Annotated in this window: 20 protein-coding genes; 5 read left to right on the top strand and 15 right to left on the bottom strand. The window is 42.9% G+C overall.

Features of this window, described 5'->3' with window-relative positions; all coding sequences use genetic code 11:
- Window positions 1-9: 9 nt before the first annotated feature.
- Window positions 10-1,305 carry a phosphopyruvate hydratase gene (gene eno / locus SNE26_RS18270; RefSeq protein ID WP_119407226.1) on the bottom strand — a complete coding sequence of 432 codons (1,296 nt, stop codon included), beginning with the start codon at window positions 1,303-1,305 and terminating at the stop codon, window positions 10-12.
- A 647-nt stretch (window positions 1,306-1,952) separates the two neighbouring features.
- On the opposite strand from eno, the gene SNE26_RS18265 reads away from it, so the two are divergent.
- Window positions 1,953-3,032: an IS110 family transposase gene (locus SNE26_RS18265; RefSeq protein ID WP_321555355.1), complete on the top strand. Its 1,080-nt coding sequence runs from the start codon at window positions 1,953-1,955 to the stop codon at window positions 3,030-3,032.
- A 242-nt stretch (window positions 3,033-3,274) separates the two neighbouring features.
- Here SNE26_RS18265 and SNE26_RS18260 read toward each other — a convergent pair whose 3' ends face one another.
- From SNE26_RS18260 to SNE26_RS18245, 4 genes are all read right to left on the bottom strand, one after another.
- Window positions 3,275-4,012 carry a DUF2490 domain-containing protein gene (locus SNE26_RS18260; RefSeq protein WP_321555354.1) on the bottom strand — a complete coding sequence of 246 codons (738 nt, stop codon included), beginning with the start codon at window positions 4,010-4,012 and terminating at the stop codon, window positions 3,275-3,277.
- A gap of 255 nt (window positions 4,013-4,267) precedes the next feature.
- Window positions 4,268-5,392 (bottom strand): ABC transporter permease, encoded by a 1,125-nt coding sequence (locus tag SNE26_RS18255; protein WP_321555353.1) that lies wholly within the window; start codon window positions 5,390-5,392, stop codon window positions 4,268-4,270.
- A 140-nt stretch (window positions 5,393-5,532) separates the two neighbouring features.
- Entirely contained in the window at window positions 5,533-6,297 is a 765-nt protein-coding gene (locus SNE26_RS18250; RefSeq protein ID WP_091165640.1) for an ABC transporter ATP-binding protein, read from the bottom strand.
- Window positions 6,298-6,789: 492 nt separating this feature from the next.
- Window positions 6,790-6,996: a DUF2945 domain-containing protein gene (locus SNE26_RS18245; RefSeq protein ID WP_321555352.1), complete on the bottom strand. Its 207-nt coding sequence runs from the start codon at window positions 6,994-6,996 to the stop codon at window positions 6,790-6,792.
- Window positions 6,997-7,473: 477 nt separating this feature from the next.
- On the opposite strand from SNE26_RS18245, the gene SNE26_RS18240 reads away from it, so the two are divergent.
- Window positions 7,474-9,042, top strand: a complete 1,569-nt coding sequence (locus SNE26_RS18240) for a hypothetical protein (protein WP_321555351.1) — start codon at window positions 7,474-7,476, stop codon at window positions 9,040-9,042.
- A 283-nt stretch (window positions 9,043-9,325) separates the two neighbouring features.
- On the opposite strand, the gene SNE26_RS18235 is transcribed toward SNE26_RS18240, so the two are convergent.
- The 3 genes from SNE26_RS18235 to SNE26_RS18225 form a co-directional block, all read right to left on the bottom strand.
- Window positions 9,326-10,039 (bottom strand): siderophore-interacting protein, encoded by a 714-nt coding sequence (locus SNE26_RS18235; protein WP_321555350.1) that lies wholly within the window; start codon window positions 10,037-10,039, stop codon window positions 9,326-9,328.
- A 76-nt stretch (window positions 10,040-10,115) separates the two neighbouring features.
- Window positions 10,116-10,964, bottom strand: coding sequence for a helix-turn-helix domain-containing protein (locus SNE26_RS18230; protein ID WP_321555349.1), 849 nt, complete (start codon window positions 10,962-10,964; stop codon window positions 10,116-10,118).
- A 78-nt stretch (window positions 10,965-11,042) separates the two neighbouring features.
- Window positions 11,043-11,369, bottom strand: a complete 327-nt coding sequence (locus tag SNE26_RS18225) for a DUF6686 family protein (RefSeq protein WP_321555348.1) — start codon at window positions 11,367-11,369, stop codon at window positions 11,043-11,045.
- Between the two features lie 310 nt (window positions 11,370-11,679).
- Between SNE26_RS18225 and SNE26_RS18220 the strand changes: the two genes are divergently transcribed.
- Window positions 11,680-12,234 (top strand): hypothetical protein, encoded by a 555-nt coding sequence (locus tag SNE26_RS18220; RefSeq protein WP_321555347.1) that lies wholly within the window; start codon window positions 11,680-11,682, stop codon window positions 12,232-12,234.
- Window positions 12,235-12,400: 166 nt separating this feature from the next.
- A complete protein-coding gene (locus tag SNE26_RS18215; protein WP_321555346.1) occupies window positions 12,401-14,554 on the top strand; it encodes a TonB-dependent receptor domain-containing protein in 2,154 nt (717 codons plus the stop codon).
- A 153-nt stretch (window positions 14,555-14,707) separates the two neighbouring features.
- On the opposite strand, the gene SNE26_RS18210 is transcribed toward SNE26_RS18215, so the two are convergent.
- Together SNE26_RS18210 and SNE26_RS18205 are read right to left on the bottom strand one after the other, a co-directional pair.
- A complete protein-coding gene (locus SNE26_RS18210) occupies window positions 14,708-15,076 on the bottom strand; it encodes a response regulator (RefSeq protein WP_321555345.1) in 369 nt (122 codons plus the stop codon).
- 132 nt (window positions 15,077-15,208) lie between these two features.
- Entirely contained in the window at window positions 15,209-15,790 is a 582-nt protein-coding gene (locus SNE26_RS18205; RefSeq protein ID WP_321555344.1) for a thymidine kinase, read from the bottom strand.
- A 73-nt stretch (window positions 15,791-15,863) separates the two neighbouring features.
- Here SNE26_RS18205 and SNE26_RS18200 point away from each other — a divergent pair, with 73 nt between their 5' ends.
- Window positions 15,864-16,931 carry a hypothetical protein gene (locus SNE26_RS18200; RefSeq protein WP_321555343.1) on the top strand — a complete coding sequence of 356 codons (1,068 nt, stop codon included), beginning with the start codon at window positions 15,864-15,866 and terminating at the stop codon, window positions 16,929-16,931.
- A gap of 137 nt (window positions 16,932-17,068) precedes the next feature.
- Here the strand turns inward: SNE26_RS18200 and rodA are convergent, their stop codons facing one another.
- The 5 genes from rodA to SNE26_RS18175 form a co-directional block, all read right to left on the bottom strand.
- Window positions 17,069-18,334, bottom strand: coding sequence for a rod shape-determining protein RodA (rodA, locus tag SNE26_RS18195; protein ID WP_321555342.1), 1,266 nt, complete (start codon window positions 18,332-18,334; stop codon window positions 17,069-17,071).
- A complete protein-coding gene (gene mrdA / locus SNE26_RS18190; protein ID WP_321555341.1) occupies window positions 18,331-20,367 on the bottom strand; it encodes a penicillin-binding protein 2 in 2,037 nt (678 codons plus the stop codon). The genes rodA and mrdA overlap by 4 nt, the downstream gene beginning before the upstream one ends.
- Complete coding sequence (locus tag SNE26_RS18185) at window positions 20,364-20,882, bottom strand: rod shape-determining protein MreD (RefSeq protein WP_321555340.1); 519 nt, start codon at window positions 20,880-20,882, stop codon at window positions 20,364-20,366. Before SNE26_RS18185 ends, mrdA begins: the two co-directional genes overlap by 4 nt.
- On the bottom strand, window positions 20,875-21,708 hold the full coding sequence (gene mreC, locus SNE26_RS18180) for a rod shape-determining protein MreC (RefSeq protein WP_321555339.1): 834 nt from the start codon (window positions 21,706-21,708) through the stop codon (window positions 20,875-20,877). Before mreC ends, SNE26_RS18185 begins: the two co-directional genes overlap by 8 nt.
- A gap of 117 nt (window positions 21,709-21,825) precedes the next feature.
- Window positions 21,826-22,848, bottom strand: a complete 1,023-nt coding sequence (locus SNE26_RS18175; protein WP_090528947.1) for a rod shape-determining protein — start codon at window positions 22,846-22,848, stop codon at window positions 21,826-21,828.
- Window positions 22,849-23,016: the final 168 nt, after the last annotated feature.

Raw genomic sequence — 23,016 nt, 5'->3', positions numbered from 1 at the left:
ATCAAAAGATTATTTTTTAAAGTATTTGAAATCTTTACCGATGAATTTAGCGTTAGCGCCTAATTCTTCTTCGATACGTAGCAACTGGTTGTATTTAGCGATCCTGTCTGAACGTGAAGCCGAACCGGTTTTGATCTGGCCGCAATTTAACGCAACAGCAAGGTCAGCAATGGTTGAATCTTCAGTTTCGCCCGAACGGTGGCTCATTACTGAGGTGAAACCGTTGGTTTGAGCTAAAGTAACCGCGTTGATCGTTTCGGTTAATGAACCAATCTGGTTTACTTTTACCAGGATTGAGTTAGCAATGCCTTCGCTAACACCTCTTTGTAAACGTTTGGTGTTGGTTACAAACAAATCATCACCAACTAACTGAACTTTTTTACCGATTTTATCAGTTAAAATTTTCCAGCCTTCCCAATCATCTTCGGCCATACCGTCTTCGATAGAGATAACAGGATATTTAGCTACTAATTCGGCAAGGTAATCTGCTTGTTCAGCGCTGGTGCGGATAGCACCTTTTTCGCCTTCAAATTTTGTATAGTCGTATTTACCGTCTTTGTAAAACTCAGATGCAGCACAGTCAAACGCGATGAAGATATCTTCGCCTGCTTTGTAACCAGCTTTTTCGATAGCTTTTAAAATGGTTTCAACACCATCTTCAGTACCTTCAAAAGTAGGAGCAAAGCCACCCTCGTCACCTACTGCAGTTGATAAACCGCGGTCATGTAAAATCTTTTTCAGGTTGTGGAATACTTCGGTACCCCAACGTAAAGCTTCAGAGAATGAAGGAGCGCCAACAGGCATGATCATAAATTCCTGGAAAGCGATAGGCGCGTCAGAGTGTGAGCCACCGTTAACGATGTTCATCATCGGGATTGGCAGCGTGTTAGCATTTACACCACCAATATAGCGGTATAAAGGCTGGCGGCTTTCCTGTGCAGCTGCTTTAGCTACAGCTAATGATACACCTAAAATAGCATTAGCACCAATTTTTCCTTTGTTTTCGGTACCGTCAATCTCGATCATTAAAGCGTCGATAGCATTTTGTTCAAACACATCGATACCTTTTAATTCAGGAGCTAAAATTTCATTTACATTTTCAACGGCCTTTAAAACGCCTTTGCCCATGTATTTTGATTTATCATTGTCGCGAAGCTCAACAGCTTCGTGAACGCCGGTTGATGCACCTGAAGGTACAGCAGCGCGACCAAATGCGCCATTCTCGGTTAAAACTTCTACCTCAATAGTAGGGTTACCGCGCGAATCTAAGATCTGGCGGGCATGCACATCAATTATTATGCTCATAGTGAATTGTCAGAGTGTGGTTTGAATGAATACTATTAATAACGGCGGCTAAGTTAATGCCTAAATTAGGAAAACGCAATTGAAATTTTGTATTTGTAACGATTATTGGCAATTAATGATGCGATTTAACATGAATTTAATATAGAATGGACTGTTTTTTCACGAAAACGTAGATTTTTTGAACAAGAATCGGGGCATTTTGAGATTGATTAGTGTTAAAATCGATGTGCTTTTTTATCCCGTTGTCGTGTCTTCACGACAACACGCATGATTAGTTGACCTGAGGACACCGCAACGGAGCGGATATTTGTCAGAACCGTGATTGATAGGATTAAAAGATTGCCAGGATTACGATTATTTGATGATACAATTCGGTAATCCCTGGATCTTAAAAATCATGGCCGGAATTATGGCATTGCCTTCGGCCCGGGCTCATATCTTTACATTTATAAATAAATCAGAATAAAAGGAGACACTTTGGGCCCGTGCATGACACGTACTATTACGATGTTGACGAGATAGGCTAATTCTCCTTTTTTAGCTTCTTAAAGTCTGGACAGTACCGAATGACAGGTTATGCGCCTGATCAGCTATTAATATGAGCAAAGACTGTGAAGGGTTTTTCTGATAAACAATAAATGTAAAGCATGAAGAACTTAAAGTATTCAGTAGGGATCGATGTCTCCATGAAAGATTTCGCCTGTTGTATTTCGGTCATCAATGATGAACAGGATGTCAAGGTAAAGGCTACTCACAAATTTGCCAATATTGAAAGTGGCTTTGGAGCATTATTGGAATGGGTAAAGCGCCATAAAAAAGAAGACTTACCTCTTATTTATACAATGGAAGCTACCGGCGTTTATCACGAGCAACTGGCTTGGTTTTTACACCATAAAGGTAATAGTGTAAGTATCCTTTTGCCTAATAAGGCAAAGAAACATTTGCAGGCAGACGGAATCAGGTCAAAGAACGATAAGATCGATGCCCGTGGTTTAGCCAAGGTAGGAGCTGAAAAGAAACTGGAACAATGGACGCCACCCAGCATGGAACTGTATACCTTACGCTATTATACACGACAGCATCAAAGCCTGAATGAATTTTATACAGCCACGGCCAATCAACTACATAGTATCGAGCATAGCCAGTTTAAAAACAAAGATATCATTAAACAACTCAAAAGTTCTTTAAAGCTATACGAGAAACATATGAAAGAATTGGAAAAACTGATCGCTCAATTGATCCAATCCGATCCAATTCTTAACAGGCACTACAAGAACATTTGTGCTATTAAAGGCTTAGGCTTGTTGTCCTTTGCTGTTATCGCTGCTGAAACAAACGGATTTATCCTATTTGATAACGCAGCCAGCCTGGTTAAGTATGCAGGTTACGATGTCATTGAAAATGAATCAGGTAAGCATACAGGCAGAACGAAGATATCAAAGAAAGGCAATTCAAGAATAAGGCGTATACTGCACATGCCTGCACTTTGTGCAGTAAGGGACGATCAGCCTCAATTTCAAAAACTGTTCGAACGGGTCTATGAACGGACAAGGATAAAAATGAAAGGATATGTCGCCGTGCAGAAAAAACTGCTTGTAATGATGTATTACCTATGGAAGAAAGAAGAAAAATATGATCCGGCTTTTAAAAAGGAAGTAGCCCCGGCTTTGCCTGGGGCTACACATGATGAACTTCTGAACGAAGCTCTCATTAAGCAACAAAATTAATGAAATTATATTTGGATGTAAAGACAGTACCTATCCGCTCATACTACACAGGGCCTTATCCGTCAGCTGACGGACGGTATCCGCTTCTATCGCTAATGCGAAATTGTCTGAACCATGATTTATGTGATTTGTCGGATTATCGGATTTTATTTGCATATTTCAAAAAAATCCTGCTTTCCAAAAAATCCCTCAAATCCAGGCAGAATCAACTAAATCAACGCAATCATTCCAGTCAACGGTGATTAATCGCTTGTAGTAGGTACATGCTCACGCTGTACTGCATTTTTACGCTGAATGCGGTACATGAGTATCAACATAATATTATCCTTATCGCTTTTTGCCGCTGTTGAATAGTTGTATTGATTGATCCAGCCGGCTTGTAAGATCCATGATTTATCAAACTGGTAACCTAACGCCGCCGAAACCCTGTTGCGTTCAAAATTAGGGACTTTATTGTTCAGAAACACCTCGTCAAAAGCAGAGATAAACCATGTTTTAGCCACAATTTTGGTGTTGTTTAAAGGCACAAACACGTTGAGCCTGTAACGGAAACGGTTGCGGTAGTCGCTGTTAACCCAGCGCTGTTCTACCCGGTAGCGGTGCTCAAGTTTTATGCGGTACAGAAACTGGTTGCTGGTAATTTGCTCCCAGAAACGGGTTTCGGTAGTTGTAGGGCCTTTACCAACATCCATATAATCAAAGGTAGTGTAGCGGCCTGTACCTAAAAGCGCGGTAAAGTTCCTGTCTATATCATAGCTTACACCAGCCTTAACCTCATAATATTGAAACTGGCTGAATACATTATTGGTACGGGTCTGAAACTCGGTATAACCACCCCATTTGTGGGAGCTATCGCCTGGCAAAACTACCGTAACTATGCCCCAGGTGCCTACTTTTGAATCTTGTGCCTTAACAGTAATTGAACACTTAGTTAACAAAAAGAAAACTAATGTGATGAAATTGACGGGTTTGATTGCCATTGCAGAGGTTGTTTCTGCAAATATATTTCCTAAATGTTATCTTAATGTTAATATTAACGTAGTTAATGTTAACATAATGTTAAGTTTATGCGCCTGGATTCTATTGTATTAGGGCCGAAAGCTTACGAGCTTTTAAAAACTTCATAAATCTGGATTTTGCGATTTTTCGTGCGACGGGTAAAGACACAATGGGGTTAGTGTTCAGCGGCTCGCAAATTCCTGACCCTTATCTCTAAAACTCCTGCATCTTTCCAACTACTCCCATTTAAATGTTTTCACCGCCACAGCATAAATCCCGATAAACCAGGCAAAGAGTATCAGCAGTTGATGGGTAACATCCCCCAAACCTGCGCCTTCAAAGGCTACTTTACGCATAGCGTCATTTAAATGAGTAAGCGGCAATGCTTTACTGATATACTGCAGCCAGGTAGGGAAAGCTGTGATAGAAAAGAAAGTACCGGAAAGTAAGAACTGCGGCAATGTAATAATGTTGGAAAGTGGTGGCACCGAACTTTCGTTTTTGGCAATGCCTGACACGGTAAAGCCAAAACCCATAAAAATGATCAATCCAATAGCCGAGAGCACCAGCATATTAAGTACAGTTGTAACACCGTGGATGAGCGTAAAGCCAAACATGTAATGCCCTACCAGTATAATGAATAATGAGCCCAGTAGTGAAAAAGCCAGCCTTGCAATGGCCTCGCCTAAAACAATACTATAACGCTTAACCGGTGTGGCAAAAAAACGTTTGATAACCAGCGTTAACCGTAAGCTAAGGAACACGAAAGCTGTACCAAAAACACCGCTGCTTAGTAATGAAAAACCTAACTGCCCCGGTAATATAAAGTCGATATATTTATATGGGCGACCGCTTATGGTTTCCTCTTTAAGGTCGATTAATTGGGGTACCTGAACTGTGGTGTATGATTGGATGCGCTTCAGCTCTTCTGATTGAATGCGATAAAAAATGTTATTCAGAGCCGATTTTAATACGCTGCCCTTATCGCCCGATGCCTTGCTGTATTGCACATGTACAGTCATTGATGCCGGTGGTGCAAATGGCTTAAGATCAATAATCGCATCGATATTTCCCTTTGCCAGGTTTTTGCTCATTTCATCGGCCGTTTGATCATGGATGAGGTGCATGATCTTGTTTTTTTTCAGCGCGGTATAAACGGGGTTATTGGCCGAGGTATCGCTCCCTTTGGCTACGCCTACATCAATTGACATTCCGCCCCCGCCGATATTGGCAAAAACAATAATAAATATTAACGGGAAAGCCAGCGTAAACACTACCGCCGAAGGGCTGCGTAATATCGACCGGAAACTTGCCCGGGCAATGGCCAGGGTTGCTTTTGTATTGCTGTAAGGTTTGTTCATTCTTTTATGTCATTTGCCATTAGGCGTCATTAGGTCATTGAGTCATTTTGCCTGTCGGCGTCATTGGGGCATGGAGCATTTTAGAGTGCTAACTGCAAACTCAAAACTGCATACTGGCTCCCCCTTCAGGGGGCTGGGGGCTAACCCTCCCGCCATTCTTTGCCTGTTAAATTAATGAATACATCCTCGAGGTTGGCCAGTTTTACCTGCTTTTTGCGCTCAAAGCCTGTGGCTACCAGCTCGTCGATAAAATGGTCGGGCGTGTCAATGCCGATGATGTACCCGCCGTCAACAAAGGCAACGCGGTCGCACAGTACTTCGGCTTCATCCATATAGTGGGTGGTGATCACTACGGTAGTTCCCTGATCGCGGATCTCACGGATCAAATCCCAAAGGTTACGGCGCGCCTGCGGGTCGAGGCCGGTTGTGGGTTCGTCCAAAAATATGATCCTTGGGTTATTGATGAGTGTAGTAGCAATTGAAAAACGCTGTTTTTGCCCACCCGAAAGGTCTTTATATTTCGCTTTGGCCTTATCAGTAAGGGCAACTTTTTCCAGCATCTCCATCGGTGTTTTATCAATACCGTACAGCCCCGAAAACAGTACGATCAATTCCGACAGGTTGAGGTTGGGATAATAACCGGCGGCCTGCAACTGCACGCCAATACGTTTTTTGATGCTGTCGGCGTCGGTTTCAATGTCGAAGCCATCAACAATGATGCTGCCGGAGGTTTTATCACGGAGGGTTTCGATAATTTCGAGGGTGGTTGTTTTACCGGCGCCGTTGGGGCCAAGCAGGCCGAAGATCTCGCCTTCATAAACTTCAAAACTAATGCCTTTAACGGCTGCAAAATCGCCATAGTTTTTTACCAGGTTGTTTACAGTGATGATAGGTTGTTTTGTCATGGGGTAAAAATGCATCACATTCATGAAATAACCATGAGTTTTTCGGCGAACTACAGAATTTTTGCGGTGAAAAGGGAAGTTTTCAATTAGACGTCATTGCGAGGAACCATCAGGGAAACCCTGAAAAAAAATGTGATGACGTGTGAAATATATTTCAGGGATGGTGTGTGGGCCGCGTTAGGGATGGGAGCGGATACCGTCCGTTAGCCAACGGATAATGCCTGTGCAGTATGAGCGTACAGCCCGGCCGCAGGCAACGCCCATATTATAAAAATCGTCTCCTGAAACATACTTAATAATCAATAACTTACAATCACGTCATTATAAGGAACGAAGCAATCGCGAAACTTAACAAAGCGGCTCTGCTTATGGGGGATTGCTTCGTTCCCCGCAATGACGTTTTTTATGATTTAGTGTAGTTTGCGTAGAAGTATATTAAGCAAAAGAGCCCGGATGCTTACCAACCGGGCTTATAATATTATCCGCAAAAGTTTAACGTTTCATGCTTATTTCACTTTCAGATTTCAGCACTTGCGCCGTTTTCTGTTCAATTTCATAAGCGGGCTCCTGTTTGCTGGCGTTGCGTTTAACTTTTGCGCCTTTTATAGTTTTGCTTACCGGCTTATCATGCTTTTTAACGATATGGCCTTCAGCTTGGGATTTTCCCCATTTCCAGGTTACTTCATCTCCTTTTTTCATACGCTGTGCCTTTTTAAGGTAACATGCGTGTTGGGTTATTGATTTATCAAAGATGAAATAACCATCCCTCGGGGTGCCGGGCATTATTTTATTAAATGACCAATAGAGTGAACGATAGATACGGCATGTTCCGCGGCTTTCATAACTAAATGGATCAATTGAATTGCAAGTAGAGTTTTCATGGCATTTATTTGTTGTTGTTTAGTGATCCAAAATTGCACACAAAAGGCACCTTGCCGTTAGTTTAATTAGGTAAAGCCGCTCCAACTTCCGGTAAACGGCGGTAAAATATCGGAGAAGTGCCGGTAAAAAGAAGGTATCGTCGGTAGAATTTCCGGGATTAACCGTACGGCTTAATGGGGATAGTCCCGTATTCTGCATAAAAATTCTGATGGGAGCATGCCCTTGATAAATCAATCATTTTGTTAACTTTATTCCTTAAACTATTCAATTTATCACCTAATTAATTATCACTAAATGAAAAGGACTGCCTTGTTAGTCGTGTTAATGCTGTTATGCAGCGTTATTGTAAAAGCACAATTTAAACCCCTTGCCGAAGGTGCCACCTTTGAAGAACCCGAAGAAGGTTTTGCTAAAATTCTCCAGCTTAAAAACGGTAATACCATGTTTATTCATATTACTTATAAAAAGGGGATAAACATCCGGCTGTACAATGCTGCCCACCGGGAAACTGCTGTAACGCACATTGATCCATCGTATGGTAAACTTGACTATGGCAACATCGAAGCAGCTTTTGAATTAACAGGTAACGCTGTTTTGATGATCAGTGAGGTTGATTCGCGTACGCCTATGTTATATCGCCTTGTTATTGATGGTAAAACAGGAAATTTAAAAGATGATCAGAAAATAGGTGAGCTTGCTCATGTGAGTTTTTTTGGAGGCTATGCTATGGCCTTTGGCGATGTTCCGGAGCCCCATTTTTTTGTGCGTAAAGATCCTGATAGCGATAATTATGCCGTAGTGATGTTCAATAGCTTTGAATCTGAACGGAGTAAACGTATTGAAATTGTGAGTTATAGTGCTGATAACAAGGAAACTAATAGGACGTATTACGCGTCGCCCGAAGAAAAATATAAATACCTGCGTTATGTAGATATGGCAGTTATCGGCAGCGATAAAGTTTGTGTGCTGGCTTATGGCTATAATACTAAAAGCAGTGGCGGTAAGGAGAGCGAGTTGATCCTGGCCAATCTTGATAAGGGGGCCAAAGCGGTTAGTTTTACCGAATTGGGTTTTTCAAAAGACCTGATTGTTTACGAGGGAATAACACGTTACAGCCCGGCTATAAAATCGTTAATATTAGTTGCGCTGGTTAAAGAAAAGAAAGGTGACAGGGGATATACGCCAATCCTGTCGTTCGTAAACCCGTTTGAAAAGAAGATTAACCGGTACGATCTAATCTCCCCATCGCCAAGGCTCGATCAATATTCAAAAAAGGGTTTTAGGGGATTGCCGCAAAACCTGTATCTCAATGATGACGGAACATTTTCAATTGTATCTGAAGAGATGACTGTAACCTCGGGCAGGTATGTTGCAACAACGCTTGGCGATATCGCAGTGGTTAATTATAGCAAGACAGGCGAGTTTATTAATGACTATCTTATCCGCAAGAGTCATGATTTGCTTAACGTTTATTTAAACCCTTTTTATCAGTCACTGCGTGAAGGCACAGCACAACGCCTTTCGGGTGGTAACCAGTTTAAATCGTTCGCTTTTTTGAGTGCCGGTCCCAAAAGTTTTGTTTTATTTAATGATACTGAACGCAATAACGACGCCCAGGAAAAAGGCGGTTTGGTAACCATAAAAGGTGTTAGCGGTAGTGATGGGTTCTATTATCCGCTCAACGGGCCTGATCCTATCTTGAAACGCGACTATGTTTTTGGTAATCCTGCAGGTAAACGTGATCATGACCTTGGTTTATTCTCCATATCCGATTATGACCGTAAAAACAATGTTTATGCAACCCTGAAGCTTGAAAACCAACACGGCGATAAGGGAGTGAAGGTGGTTTGGCTGCAGCCGTAAAAACAGCGAAGCCGCCTTGTTTTACTGCAAAGCGGCTTCGTGTTTTCATATGCAGATGAATATATCAACTCACCAGGTTGGCCAATGCCTGGATCACCGTCACTGTATGTTCCTGCAAGGTGATGATCACAGCAATAAGCGGATTGTAAAATGTTTTCATAATAATTTTATTTGCCGCAAATATGTGCTCTTAGCTTTTTGTTAAACAGGGATTTTAGGTGAAACGGCATAAAATGCCGGTGAATGGACTGCCGGCATAGGATAAGCGCTATCAAACCAGCTTTTACGACCAAAATCCCTGTATCCTGATCTGGCTTGAAGGATACCCCTGCAGTTTTAACAATTTGCGCAGTTCGCCCACCATGGTATGGTTGCCTGCAATGTAAAATACCGAATGCTCAAGGTTATACTGCTGTTCCATTACCCATTGGATGAGGCTGTGATGCCCGTATACATCACTACGTTCAATTGGCTTTAACGGTGATTTGAAATACTCGCCAAATAAGCCCCGGTGATTTTCATCGGCCATGACTATAGCTCCCGAAAAGCGGGTTGCAGGTAATACCATTTGCTGTAAGGCCAGCATATGCCCCATACTGCTTTCATCGCCGAGGCCTATGATGGCAGGTGTACTTGCCGGCGCGTGGCGGGTTGTACGGATCTTGAAATAATGAATTACATCACCGGCTTGTAATTGCTTTGCCCATTTACTGCCGGGGCCGCTATGAGCTGCATCAATATAAAGGGTGCAGGTGCTGGTTTCGGCATCCCAGCCGGCGGGGGTATAATCACGGTAGGTGAGGTTATCTACTTTTACTTTTATATAAGGTACTTCGTGCCAGTTTTGCATATCGGCCTGTGGCAAGTGCAGGTCGATCTCAATCATGGTCGATGGCTCCCAGTGCCTTACTTCAAGCACTCTGCCGCTATGTAAAAGCTGGTTTTCAAACAAGCGGCCGGCCTTTCTTTTTAATTTATGAAGAGTGGATGTTTCCATGGTGTATTGTTTTGATAATACAAAGAAACATTGAATTTTAGCCTCCCGAAATAGTAATTTCGGGGTAAATATTGGATTATTTACGGTGTTTGTCCCTGAACTCAAGAGGTGTGATGCAGGCCGATTTTTTAAACAGCCGGGAAAAATAGGTATGGTCATCATAGCCCAGCGCGTGAGCAATTTCTTTTACGTTGAGGCCGCTGTAATACAATAACCTTTTTGCTTCCAGCATTACTTCCTGGGTTATCCAGTAACTTACCGGGAACCCGGTGGTTTTCTTTAAAACCTCGTTAAGATATGATTCGGAAACATTAAGCATACCTGCATATGCCGAAGGGCCTTTAACTGTGCGCACATGCCTCAATAACAACTTTTTAAACTGATGCGAAATTTGTGCCGGTCGTGAAAGCTGCTTTTCGGGCGTATAAACGTTACTGAAAGTTGCTGCTGCCATGCCGGTAAATGATTGGATGAGTGATTGCAAAACCGGTAAAAAGAAAGCGTTGTTATTATCCTCACCGTTTTTTTCACGCAACAGGCAAAGGAGCTGCTGGTATTGCCTTAATTCGGTGTCATTAAGTTGATAAGGCTGTTGCAGGAAAAGCTGGTTTTCAAAAATATTACGGAAGTTGGTTGGAATATGCTGTGAATCGATGGCTACGTACCAGCCTCCTGCAATTTCATTACGCATCCGGTGGTGTACCTGTCCCGGCAGGATATAGTAAAACGTATTTTCACTAAATTGAACCTCGTTGAAATCGATCATTAATGATGCAGTGCCACTTTCAATCAAAAAAAACAGGTAATGATCATCCCGATGGGCTCCCATTGGGCCTTTTTTTGACTCTTCACCGCTTTCAAAATGCTTGATCTCAAATCCCGAATTTGTCCGCTCAATTAACTGGTGTACAGGTATGTCTTTCATTTTGTGGGTAGTAGTTGCATTTAATTATATAACGTAATCTTTAGCAGATCGGGTGCGATTTTTCACGGTTCCGGAGATTTATTTACCGCCATCTACCAGTGCATAAATCTCCTGCATATAAATGGCTTCATCCATTGCGGCATGAAAATCTTCCCATTCATCAACAGTAAAAGTAAGCTGGATATCATTGACCGGCGTACGCATTACTACGCGTTCCTGTCCGTCGGGAAAGGGAAAAGAATGGTCGCCGAAATCAAGATCGATAGCGAAGTTTTTAAACTGGACAAATTGATCGGGTGTAAAGCTAAGGATCAGGTTATGGTGCCATATAAATAGACATTGGCATTCGGAGCAGCGGCTTACTACCGACGTTCCTTTTTGGCTGAGTATTTTAGCATCGCACATAAATTCCTATAATTTAATTGGTGCCTGCTCTGCTGATTAAGTGTTTGATATAAACAACTAAACTACAGAACAGGACTTTATATTTTAAGCATTAATAATCAAACAAGTGTTAATGAGCTTGCGGACTTCCGTTTTTGCGCAGTATTAACGACAACAAAGAAATACCTTATTTAGAATAAATCCAAATAAAAATAAATAAAACTCCAAAAAGTATTCAGAATTAATTACTTTGAGTTTATTTTTTTTAACAGATAAATTATTATATCGCTAAAATTTGTGTAGCATTGCTATTGTTTAGATTGATTATTGATTGAAAAAGACCTTCGCCATAGTAATGTTAATTACCCATATGCTCAATTTGCTGGGGTACATGGCGCTTAATCAATATTTTTTTAATAGATCAAACAAAGTAATTGCCCGGCAAATTGCCCGGGGGAAATATGATACACGTGATCTTATTGAAATCAAGATAGGGCAAAACCTGCCATTTATACATGATTGGGACAGCTATGTGAATGTTTCCGGGCAGTTACAATTAGAGGGTGTATCGTACAATTATGTAAAACTCAGGGTTACCCGCGATACACTGTTCATACAGTGCATTCCCAACTATGAAACTACCAAGTTGCTGAATGAAAATGTGATCTGCGCTAAAAAGCTACACAGTAAGCCCATCAGCAAGCGTACACATGAATCATCAGAAAAAAAACTGGGCAGCGATGCAAAATATAACTGCCCTAAAATTTCATACGCTTTTATAAAACCTGCGGAGCCTGTTCAGCCTCCGGGCACATTTATTTATATCAACATTCCCGATGCCTTTGTATCCGTTGGCGGTCAGCCTCCGGAAATAACGCTTGCCTAAGTTTATACCGATAATTAATCTGCTCCCACAATCTTGATAAAAGCATGATATGCCCACAATGCGCTGTGCGTATGCATTGCTCATTCATCATTATTGTGCCGGAACAGCATCCCCCCAAATTTTTTTATTTGAATAAATGAATCCCCTTTATAAAATTTCATTATCTGTGCTATTTATATGTTGCACAGTTTTTGCCCGGGCGCAGCATAAAAGCGTTAAAGATACCCTGCAACTTGACAGTGTTATTATTAAAGAAAGCAGGCCAAAACATTTACCCAATATATCAGGTGCCAGCATTTTTGCCGGAAAAAAAACCTTTGATATTTTCCTTGACCCCGGAAAAGCAAACTTAGCTAATAACAATGCCCGTATGACGTTTGCAAAAGTGCCCGGCGTTAACATCTGGGAAATGGATGGCGCTGGTTTGCAGCTCAATATTGGTACCCGTGGTACAGACACCCACCGCTCTATCGAAACCAATATCAGGCAAAATGGCTATAATACCAATTCGGATATGTTTGGCTATCCCGAAAATCATTATAATGTGCCATTCCAGGCGGTAAGCGAAATCCAGGTAGTACGCGGTTCGGCGGCATTGCAATTTGGCAGCCAGTTTGGCGGTATGGTTAACTTCAGGCTTAAGGAAGGTGACAGCACTAAAGTGTTGGGTTTTGAAAGCGAACAATCGGCCGGTTCAAACAGGTTTTTCAATTCGTATAACGCCATAGGCGGCAAAGTGGGCAAGGTTAGCTATTATGCTTTTTACAGCGCCCGCACCGGCGACGGCTGGCGGCCTGATGCCGCTTTTAACTCCCGCGCTTACTACGCCGGCATCAAATACCAGTTTAATGATAGGGGCAGCATAGCTTTCCAGTTTTCACGGTCTGATTACAGGCAACAAATAGCAGGTGGTTTAATCGATGCACAATTTGAAGCTAACAATCGTCAGTCGACCCGTGCGCGTAATTTTTTTAATCCTGAAATTAACATCCCTGCATTGTTGTTCAATTACCGGTTTGATAAAAATACCCGGCTGGAGGTTATCTCGCATGTACTGTTTGGTCAGCGCAATAGTGTGCAGTTTATTAACACGGCCAATATACCTGATACGGTTAATACAAGCCTGAAAACGTTTAATCCGCGCCAGGTCGACCGTGATTATTATGCCGGTTTCACTACCGAAGCCCGCCTGCTGCATACTTACAAACTCGGTAATCTCAACAGCTCGTTTACTATAGGTGTAAGGTATTTTGAGGAAACTACCAAACGTAAACAAAAAGGCACAGGCACGGTAGCATCTGATTTCGACCTGGGCCTGGTTAAAGATTATGGCATCGACCTGAGGCTCCACACCTTAAACTATGCGGCCTTTGCCGAAAATATGTTCCAGGTAACGCAATCATTTACAGTTACCCCCGGTGTGCGTTTTGAGCAGGTTAATACAACTACTTCGGGAGTTATTGTAAACCGTACCGTGCCGGTAAGTTATAAGGAAAAGCGCAACTTCCCGTTATTTGGCACAGGTTTGCAATACCACCTGGCTAATGGAAGCCAGTTTTACGGGAACATTTCGCAGGCCTACCGTCCTTATATTTACGCGGCCGTTACTCCTGCAGATCAGTTAACGATCATCGATCCTAATATTAAGGACAGCAAAGGTTATGATGCTGATCTGGGTTACCGCGGTCATATCGGCACAGTATTTAGTTTTGATGTCAATGCCTTTTATGTTTATTACGGCAACAGGGCTGGTACCTTAACCCAAACCGATGCCAATAACGTAACACATCTGTACATGACCAACATTGGTAATGGTGTAGCTAAGGGCATTGAAGCTTTTACCGAAGTCTCGCTGATCCGCTCGTTTAATAAGTCGGCAGGAAGTGATCTCCGTTTGTTTAACTCGCTGTCGTACACGCATGGCCATTATACCAGTGGTTCAATAAACCAAAACGGCAAAAATGTAAGTTTGAAGGATAATCATCTTGAAGGCACTCCTGATTGGATTGACCGTGCCGGTTTAACTTTTTTAAGCGGCCATGTAAGCAGTACACTGCAATACAGCTATGTAGGGAAAAGCTTTAGTGATGCCAATAACACTACTTTTAATGTCACCGGCGCTACAGGTATAGTACCTGCCTATTGTTTGTTCGACTGGGCTTTCAATTACGGTTTCCTGAAAAATTACCACCTGACAGCCAACGTAAATAATATTTTTAATGCTAAATATTTTACACGCCGCATTAACATGTACCCGGGTCCGGGCATTTTGCCGGCTGACGGGCGTACATTTAATATTGGTTTTGGGGTGAAGATTTAAACCTCAGCCCAACCCTTCTCCTTTGGAGAGGGACTTAAAGTAATCAACAATATTTATAAAAAGTCCTCGCCTTTGGAGAGGATTTAGGTGAGGTCAACAAAATGGCCCTTCAAATTACTGGAGGGCCGTTTTATTTATACTGATAAGGATTGCTTACTTGATGTGTTTTTTTACGATCTCTGAAAGCGATGTCAGATCAAATGGCTTGGCAAGATACCCATCGGCATTACCGGCTTTGGCTATTTCTTTAATATTGCTCACTGCCGAAATAATGATCACGGGGATATGGCTGGTGGCCGGATTGTCTTTTATGCTTTTACTTAGCTGCTGGCCGTTGGCGTCACTGGCCCAATCGGTAAGCCAGTTATCAAGCAAAATTAGGTCGGGGTTAATGGTAGTAAGGGTACGCAGGATGCGGGCATTGTCGGATTGTATTACTTCATAACCTTCTTCCTCCAATACATACACCACAGTATCGCGGATATCTTTATCGTCCTCTATAACTAAAACCTTTTTGGCCATAAGCTTGATTGCTGTATACTTTATTAAAACACCTTCTTTTTGAGGCTGCTTTGTTTAAGTACATAACAATCAAATACCCGGTATTTGTTTTAGTTATAGTATTAAATAAAAAATATATTATTTAATGAAATGTTAACCAGCAACGGTATTATAACAGGCCCGGCAGCGGGGTTCATAGCTTTCCTTTTCGCCTAATAATATTTTTGAATTATCATGTACCAGGCGGTACGAGTATTGGGCCGGGTTGCCGCACCTCACGCAAACGGCCTGCAGTTTGGTTACCGACTCGGCAATGGCCATAATGGCAGGCATAGAACCGAAAGGGCGGCCCTTAAAATCCATATCCAGGCCGGCTACAATTACACGTACGCCGCGGTTGGCCAGTACGGTACATACTTCGGGGAGTTCATCGTCAAAAAATTGTGCTTCATCAACACCTATTACATGTGCATCGCTGGCTAACAGTAAAATAGCCGAAGCGCTATCAACCGGGGTAGAGGTTATTTTGCTGGCATTGTGCGAAATGATGGCATCCTCGCCATAACGGGTATCGGCTTTGGGGCTAAAAATCTCAACCTTAAGCTTGGCAATGCGGGCACGGTTAAGCCTCCTGATCAGCTCTTCGGTCTTGCCCGAAAACATTGATCCGCAGATAACCTCAATACTGCCGCCTACTTCGCTTTTACGCCTGAAAACCTCTTCGTGATATACCATTTATGACTTTTATAGTCGGCAAATATCAGAATTTAATCCTACTTTTGATAAGCATTTTCCTAACATTGAGGCCATGAAGCAAATGGATGTATTTAAAAAGATAGGTGGGATTTTAAAAGAGCTTAATGATCAATACGACTACCTTGCCGCTGATCCCAGCGAACTTAACGAGCTTGAATTAGAACTTTTTGTAGCCAACGCCCATTTTTTAAAAGACCATGCCGAAATATTGCGCCGTATCAATGAGCGCGCGGCAGCCCCGGCACTGCTTGCAGAAAAAAACCAGCCCATAGCTGAAGAACATAAACCGGTGACCCTGGTGTTACCTCCCGCCCCTGTGCCTGTAACACCTCCGCCTGCAAAGGAGGAAGCTTTGCATGAACAGCGCTTTTTTGAGCCGGTAGTACAGCAGCATGTTCCGGTGCCGGTTGATAAGATAGAACTTACCAGTGATGCTGAACCACCAGCTCCGGTGCCGTTTAACCCGGTAAAAATTGAGGTGATCAACCCCGCTCCCGAAATAAAGGAAACACCCGAACCGCAAATAAATATTGCTGCGGAAAAAGATACAGACAGTTATTCTTTTCAGCAGGAGATTCCTGAAGGCAACGGCTTTGAACTAAATTTAAATGAAGCTGATACCTGGGATGATGAAGCCGACCGGTTTGAGCAGGAAGAGTTGATAAGCCAGCTCCCCGAAAAACCAGCTGCAATTGCCCCTGCGGTTGAGCAGCTAAACCCTGCACCGGTAGTTGAACCCCTAAAGCCCGCCGACCAGCCCGTTACTGCAACGGCTCCGGCAGATACGAATAGTCAGCAGGTACTGACATTCAATCAAAGGATGATGGCCCAGAAGGCCGAGAAAGCTAACAATGCAACAAGCACCACTGCCGAGCTGCCGGTTACCGATCTTAAATCGGCCATAAACCTGAACGATAAGCTGCTTTATATAAAAGATTTGTTTAATGGTTACAGCCTGGCCTACAGCGAGGCTATTGAAATAGTAAACCGCTTTAATACCTTTGAAGAAGCCGAGCGTTTCCTGAAAACAAACTATGTAGTTAAAAACAACTGGGAAAGTAAAGCGTCAACGGCCGATAAGTTTTACGCTTTGCTGAAAAGAAGGTATCCGGCGGGGTGAAGTTTTTAGTTCATGGTTGATGGTCCATAGTTCATAGCCAAAGCGACTTGAATAATATTGCTTTTGATAGCATACCTTCAGCCTGCTTTTCTAACTTACGGACTTTCCGACCTTTCCGACTTGCGGACTAAGAGCGCTTAAATGATCCCCATCCTGTTGGAGTCGAGCTTAATGAGCACGAACAGGAGCATGGTAAAGCTTAACAGCGATGACCCTCCATAGCTGATGAATGGTAAAGGGATCCCGATAACGGGTACTACACCGATGGTCATACCGATATTGATCACCACGTGAAAAAACAGCACTGAAGCTACGCCGTAGCCGTAAATACGGGTAAAAGGCGATCGCTGCCGTTCGGCTATAACAATGACCCGCAATATCAGGAACATGAAGAGGCCTATTACCGTTAATGACCCTGCAAAGCCCCATTCTTCGCCAACGGTACAAAAAATAAAGTCGGTACTTTGCTCCGGTACAAATGAGTATTGGGTTTGTGTGCCATGTAAGTAGCCTTTACCCCAGAGTTTTCCTGAACCTATAGCTATTTTAGACTGGTTTACGTTGTAACCTTTGCCCTTTAAATCGGTAGTGATACCCAGGAGTATGTTAATACGCTCTGTTTGATGTTTCTTTAAAACGTGGGTATAGATAAATTTTACGCTGAATATAAATGCTATACAAATAGCAAGGCCAATAACCACAGTTTTGATTAACTGTCTGTTACGTTTAAACAAAAAGATAATGAAAGCAGTTATTGCAGCCAGTATCAGCACAATATATAGCGGATTGTATAATAACGATGTTACGAAAAGGGTGATAAACAAACCCGCTATAACCAGGAAGTAAGGAGAAAGCCCTTCGCGGTATAAAACAAATATTAGTGAGCAAAATACCAGTGTTGAACCGGTATCGGGCTGCAGCATGATCAGCAGCATCGGGAACCCGATAATCACGGCGGCCATTAAAAATGATTTGGGCTCGGTAACCCGGATGTTTGTGCCGCTTAAATATCGCGCAAGCAATAAACAGGTGGCAAACTTGGCAAACTCCGAAGGCTGCAGCCGGAAACCGCCGCCCATGTTAATCCAGGCTTGGTTGCCGCCTACGTTTCGGCCTATCACCAGCACCAGTATCAATAACAGCACAATCACCACGTAAAATGCCGGGGCTAAGGCTGCAATAAACCGGCTTTCGAGCAGCAATATTACAATGCCGACAACAATGGATACGCAGATGTAAATAAACTGCTTGCCGTAATTGGTAGAGGCATCAACAATACTGGAGTGATTGGCATCAAAAACTGCCGCGTGGATATTGAACCAGCCTATGGTACAAAGTATAAGGTATAAAAAAACTGTAAGCCAATCTACATTAAAAAAGAAACTCCGCTGCTGATTGCTCATGACTTGCCCGGCCTCCCGCCCGTTAATGATTTAATCCAGTTTGCAGGCTTATTGTTATAAGCTGCTTCGCGCCTTTCTTTTTTTATAGAATCGGCCTTGAATTTCTTAATTGAATCGGCCTTGAACTTTTTGATGGAATCAGCCTTTGCCGTCCTGATGCTGTCACGCCTGCGTTCTTTTTGCAGGTCTTGAGCATAAAGGCTGAGGTCGGGCAGGCGGTTGGCATTTGCATAATAGTCTACCGTAATTCCCGATTCGCGCGGTGTTACCTTGCCTTTTAAATATTTTTCAACTATAAAGCTGGCAATGGGAGCGGCCCAATGAGCACCCTCGCCCGAGTTTTCAACTACAACAGCAATCGCTATTTTAGGATTATCGCGTGGGGCGAAGGCAACAAATACTGAGTTATCCTCACCATGCGGGTTTTGCGCAGTACCGGTTTTACCGCACATAATAATATCAGGTATTTTTGACCTGCGGGCTGTGCCATTTTCAACTACCGCCTGCATCCCGTTAATAACAGGTTCAAAATATCCCGAATCTATCCCAACATAGTTTTTTTCTACGTATTCCTTTTTAATTACGTTTTTGCTACCTATAGCTTTAATTAAATGGGGTTTATAATAAAACCCGCGATTGGCAATGGTGCATTCCAGGTTAGCCATTTGTAATGGGGTTGCCAATAACTCGCCCTGGCCAATGGCCAGCGGCACGATGGTGCTTGAGCGCCAGCCGCCTTTTTTGTAAACGTTATCATAATGCAGCGGGGTGGGTACGTTGCCACGGCTTTCGGCCGGCATATCCAGGTCAAGCCGGGCGCCAAGGCCAAATTTCATAACATTATTTCGCCATGCCGCAAAATTGGCTTCTGTTCGCTTCACGCCGTATCGGTCAACAATGCGCTGAAATACCATCGAAAAATAACCGTTGCATGATTCGGCTACTGCCCGGGCCATATTTACTGTGCCGTGTGCTTCACCATGGTTACAGTGTACAATTCGGTTACCCGCCCGGTAATTACCAGTGCAATAAAAGGTTTCATTGGGGTTAATAATCCCTTCCTGTAAAGCAATAAGCGCGCTTAGTGGTTTAAATGACGAGCCAGGAGGATATTGCGCCTGAATAGGCCTGATGAAAAACGGCTTATACGGGTTATTATACATTTTGGCCAGGTTGTTGCCTCGCTGCCGGCCCACCATCAGGTTAGGATCATAAGTAGGACTGCTTACATAACACAAGATCTCGCCCGATGATGGCTCTATAGCCACAATACTGCCCAGCTTGTTTTGCATCAATTTTTCGCCAAGCCTTTGCAGGTCGATGTCTAACGATGAGGTCAGGCGCTCGCCCGAACGGGGTACGGTATCAAGCGCTCCATTGGCAAACGAGCCTTTGGGTACACCATGCGAATCAACCATTTGTATCTGTACGCCACGCTGACCGCGCAATACATTTTCATACGCTTTTTCAACACCGGTAACACCGATATAATCGCCAAGATGATAATAGCCGTTTGAGCGTTTGATGTCCCTGTCGGTAACCTCACCAATAAAACCTAAAAACTGTGCCGCTACCGAATCAGGATAGGTGCGTATAGTGCGCCGAACGATATCAAAGCCCGGAAATTCAAAAAGTTTTTCCTGCAATGAGGCATACAGCTCAACCGAAACTTGTTTTTCAAATACGGATGCTGTATTGGGCGATTGCCTTTTTGCCTTGATAAAGCGTTTGTCGAAACCCTCCTTGTCGATACCTATCATTTTGCAAAACAACAAGGTATCAAAAGGTTTTACCTCCTTGGGGTTAACGGTAACATCATAAATGGGGTCGTTTTGTACAAGGATCTTACCGTTGCGGTCGAGTATAGGTCCGCGCGCGGGATAAAGTATGGTTGTACGCCTTACGTTACTGTTGGCGTATATGGTATAGCGGTCATCAACTATCTGGATATAGTAAAGCCTTCCCAGCAGGGCTAATATGATAGCTATAAAAATACCGGTAACAACGTAGCGGCGTTCAAAAAACTTATTCATTTACGTTCTTTCCTTCTGAAAAATAGCAGGCCCGAAATTAGTATTAAAAATACGGTAAACAATGAACTCAAAACAACACGGCTTAGTGTGTATTGTATTTCAGAAAAACTAAAAACCTCTAAATTAAGCAGGAAAAAGTGGTGGAATAAAGTAAGGATCAAAGCGTAAGTAAAAAACCACCTGAAACCCATAATACTCAAAGTAGGTTCGGGCTCGTTATCAAAACCATCCTTTTGTACGGTAATACTGATGAAAAGTATGCGCACCAATGCCAGTACAACACAGGCTGCAGCATGAAGCCCCGGTGTATCGTAAAAAGCATCAATAGTGAGGCCTATCAGGAACGAGAGTACAAACAGCAGTAAGTTAGGTACTTCAAAGGGAAGCAACAGGATAAAAAGGATATAGAAATATGGGGTGGCAAGATTATAAAACGTTATGTTTTTTAGCAGGAATACCTGTATAAAAACCAAAACTATAAACCTGACAAGGTTAACAAGGATAGTCCTACTCATTTTTGTTTTGTACGGCCTCCAGTCCCGTTTGTTCACCGGCAAATTTGTTATTGACCACGTAAACGTATTGAAGCTTTGTAAAATCAACAGCTAAAGCTACCTCAACGTTGATGAGTAAACCGCCGCCTTTGGCATGCAGGTTGGTAATTTTGCCAAACGGTATACCGGTAGGGAAAAGCGAATAGCCCGAGGTAACCACTGTATCGCCAATTTTAGGTTGTGCGTTATTCTGAATATCTATCAATACTCCCCGGTGCGGATCAAGGTCATTGCCCCAAACAAATGAACCTATATCTTTTGTGCTGGCAAGCATGGCGCTAAACCGCGTATTTTTATGCAATACCGATTGAATGATAGCTAAATGCTCAGTAACAGCAATTACCTGGCCCACAACGCCTGCCCCGGTTATTACACCCATATCTTTTTGGATCCCATCCCTGCTGCCCCGGTCGATAGTGATATAGTTGCTGCGTTTATTGAATGAGTTATTGATTACTTTGGCTACAATATAAGTATACTGCTGTTTGTAAACAGTGTCGTTAACCTTGTGCTTTTCAACACTATCAACATACATAGAAACTTTGAGCTGGCCGCGAAGCTTAGCGTTTTCGCGGGCAAGGCTGTCATTGGTCCCTTTTAATGAAAGGTATTCTTTTAAGGCGTCAACCTGGCTGTACAGCGTGCCGGTTACCTTATTGGTTGAGTTAATAAAAGACGCTTTTTGAAACGAGTTGTATTTTATATATATAAGCAGCGAGCTAATCTCAAAAATCAGGAATAAAAAAAACGCGTTATACTTAGTTATAAATATCCAAAGGTTACGCATTGCTTTTCAGATTTGAAATTGGAATCAAGATAACAAGAACCAGGAAACAAGAAGGAGAGAAACAACGTTCAATTTATTTCCTTCTTGTATCTTGATTCTTACTTTCTTGCTTCTAATCTACTGCATTAAAAATTTAAAATTACCAATGTTTTTAAGGGCGGTGCCGGTTCCGCGTACTACGGCGCGAAGAGGGTCTTCGGCAACGTGAACGGGAAGTTTTGTTTTGGCAGCCACACGCTTATCCAAACCGCGTAATAATGCACCGCCACCGGTTAAGTAGATCCCGGTTTGGTAAATATCGGCCGAAAGTTCGGGCGGGGTAATTTCCAATGCTTTCAATATCGCTTCTTCAATCTTGGAGATTGATTTATCCAAACAATGCGCGATCTCGGTGTACGATACCATGATCTGTTTTGGCACACCTGTCATGAGGTCACGGCCTTGAACGGCAAAGTCGCCTGGCGGCTCGCTCAGTTCAGGAAGCGCGGCGCCAACCTCAATTTTAATTTTTTCGGCGGTACGGTCACCAATCATGATGTTATGCTGACGGCGGATATATTGAACAATGTCCGAATCAAAGTTGTCACCTGCTACGCGGATCGATTGGTCGCACACAATTCCCGATAAAGCGATAACGGCAATTTCGGTGGTACCACCACCAATATCTATGATCATGTTGCCCATGGGCTCCTCTACGTCGATACCGATACCTACAGCAGCAGCCATTGGTTCGTGGATGAGGTAAACCTCTTTAGCGCCGGCAATCTCGGCCGAGTCGCGTACGGCACGTTTCTCCACCTCGGTAATACCCGAAGGGATGCAGATCACCATACGCAGCGATGGGAAGAACCACCCCTTGCCCTGGTTAATCATTTTGATCATCCCACGGATCATGTGCTCGGCAGCGTTAAAGTCGGCAATTACGCCATCTTTAAGCGGGCGCACGGTACGGATATTATCGTGCGTTTTACCTTCCATCTGCATGGCCTGCCTGCCTATGGCAATCACTTTATTGGTTGTCCTGTCGAACGCCACGATCGAGGGTTCGTCAACAACAACTTTATCGTTATGTATAATGAGGGTATTTGCTGTACCTAAATCGATAGCAATTTCTTGTGTAAAAAAGTTAAATAAACCCATCTGGTATTTCTTTCAGTATGTTATGCAAAGTTTATAAAAATACGCTTAAATAGTTTAGCATTTTGCAAACTTAAGCGTTAAAAAATCACATTTATTGTGTTGGGTTCAGGAGAATGGTTGATTAAGCTGGATTAAGTTGATTAAGTTTTGTGTTGATTGATTAAATTA

This window comes from Mucilaginibacter sp. cycad4, from assembly GCF_034263275.1.
GTDB lineage: Bacteria > Bacteroidota > Bacteroidia > Sphingobacteriales > Sphingobacteriaceae > Mucilaginibacter.
Note: the sequence above shows the minus strand (reverse complement) of the source record. Positions and strands in the feature narration are given on the sequence as shown.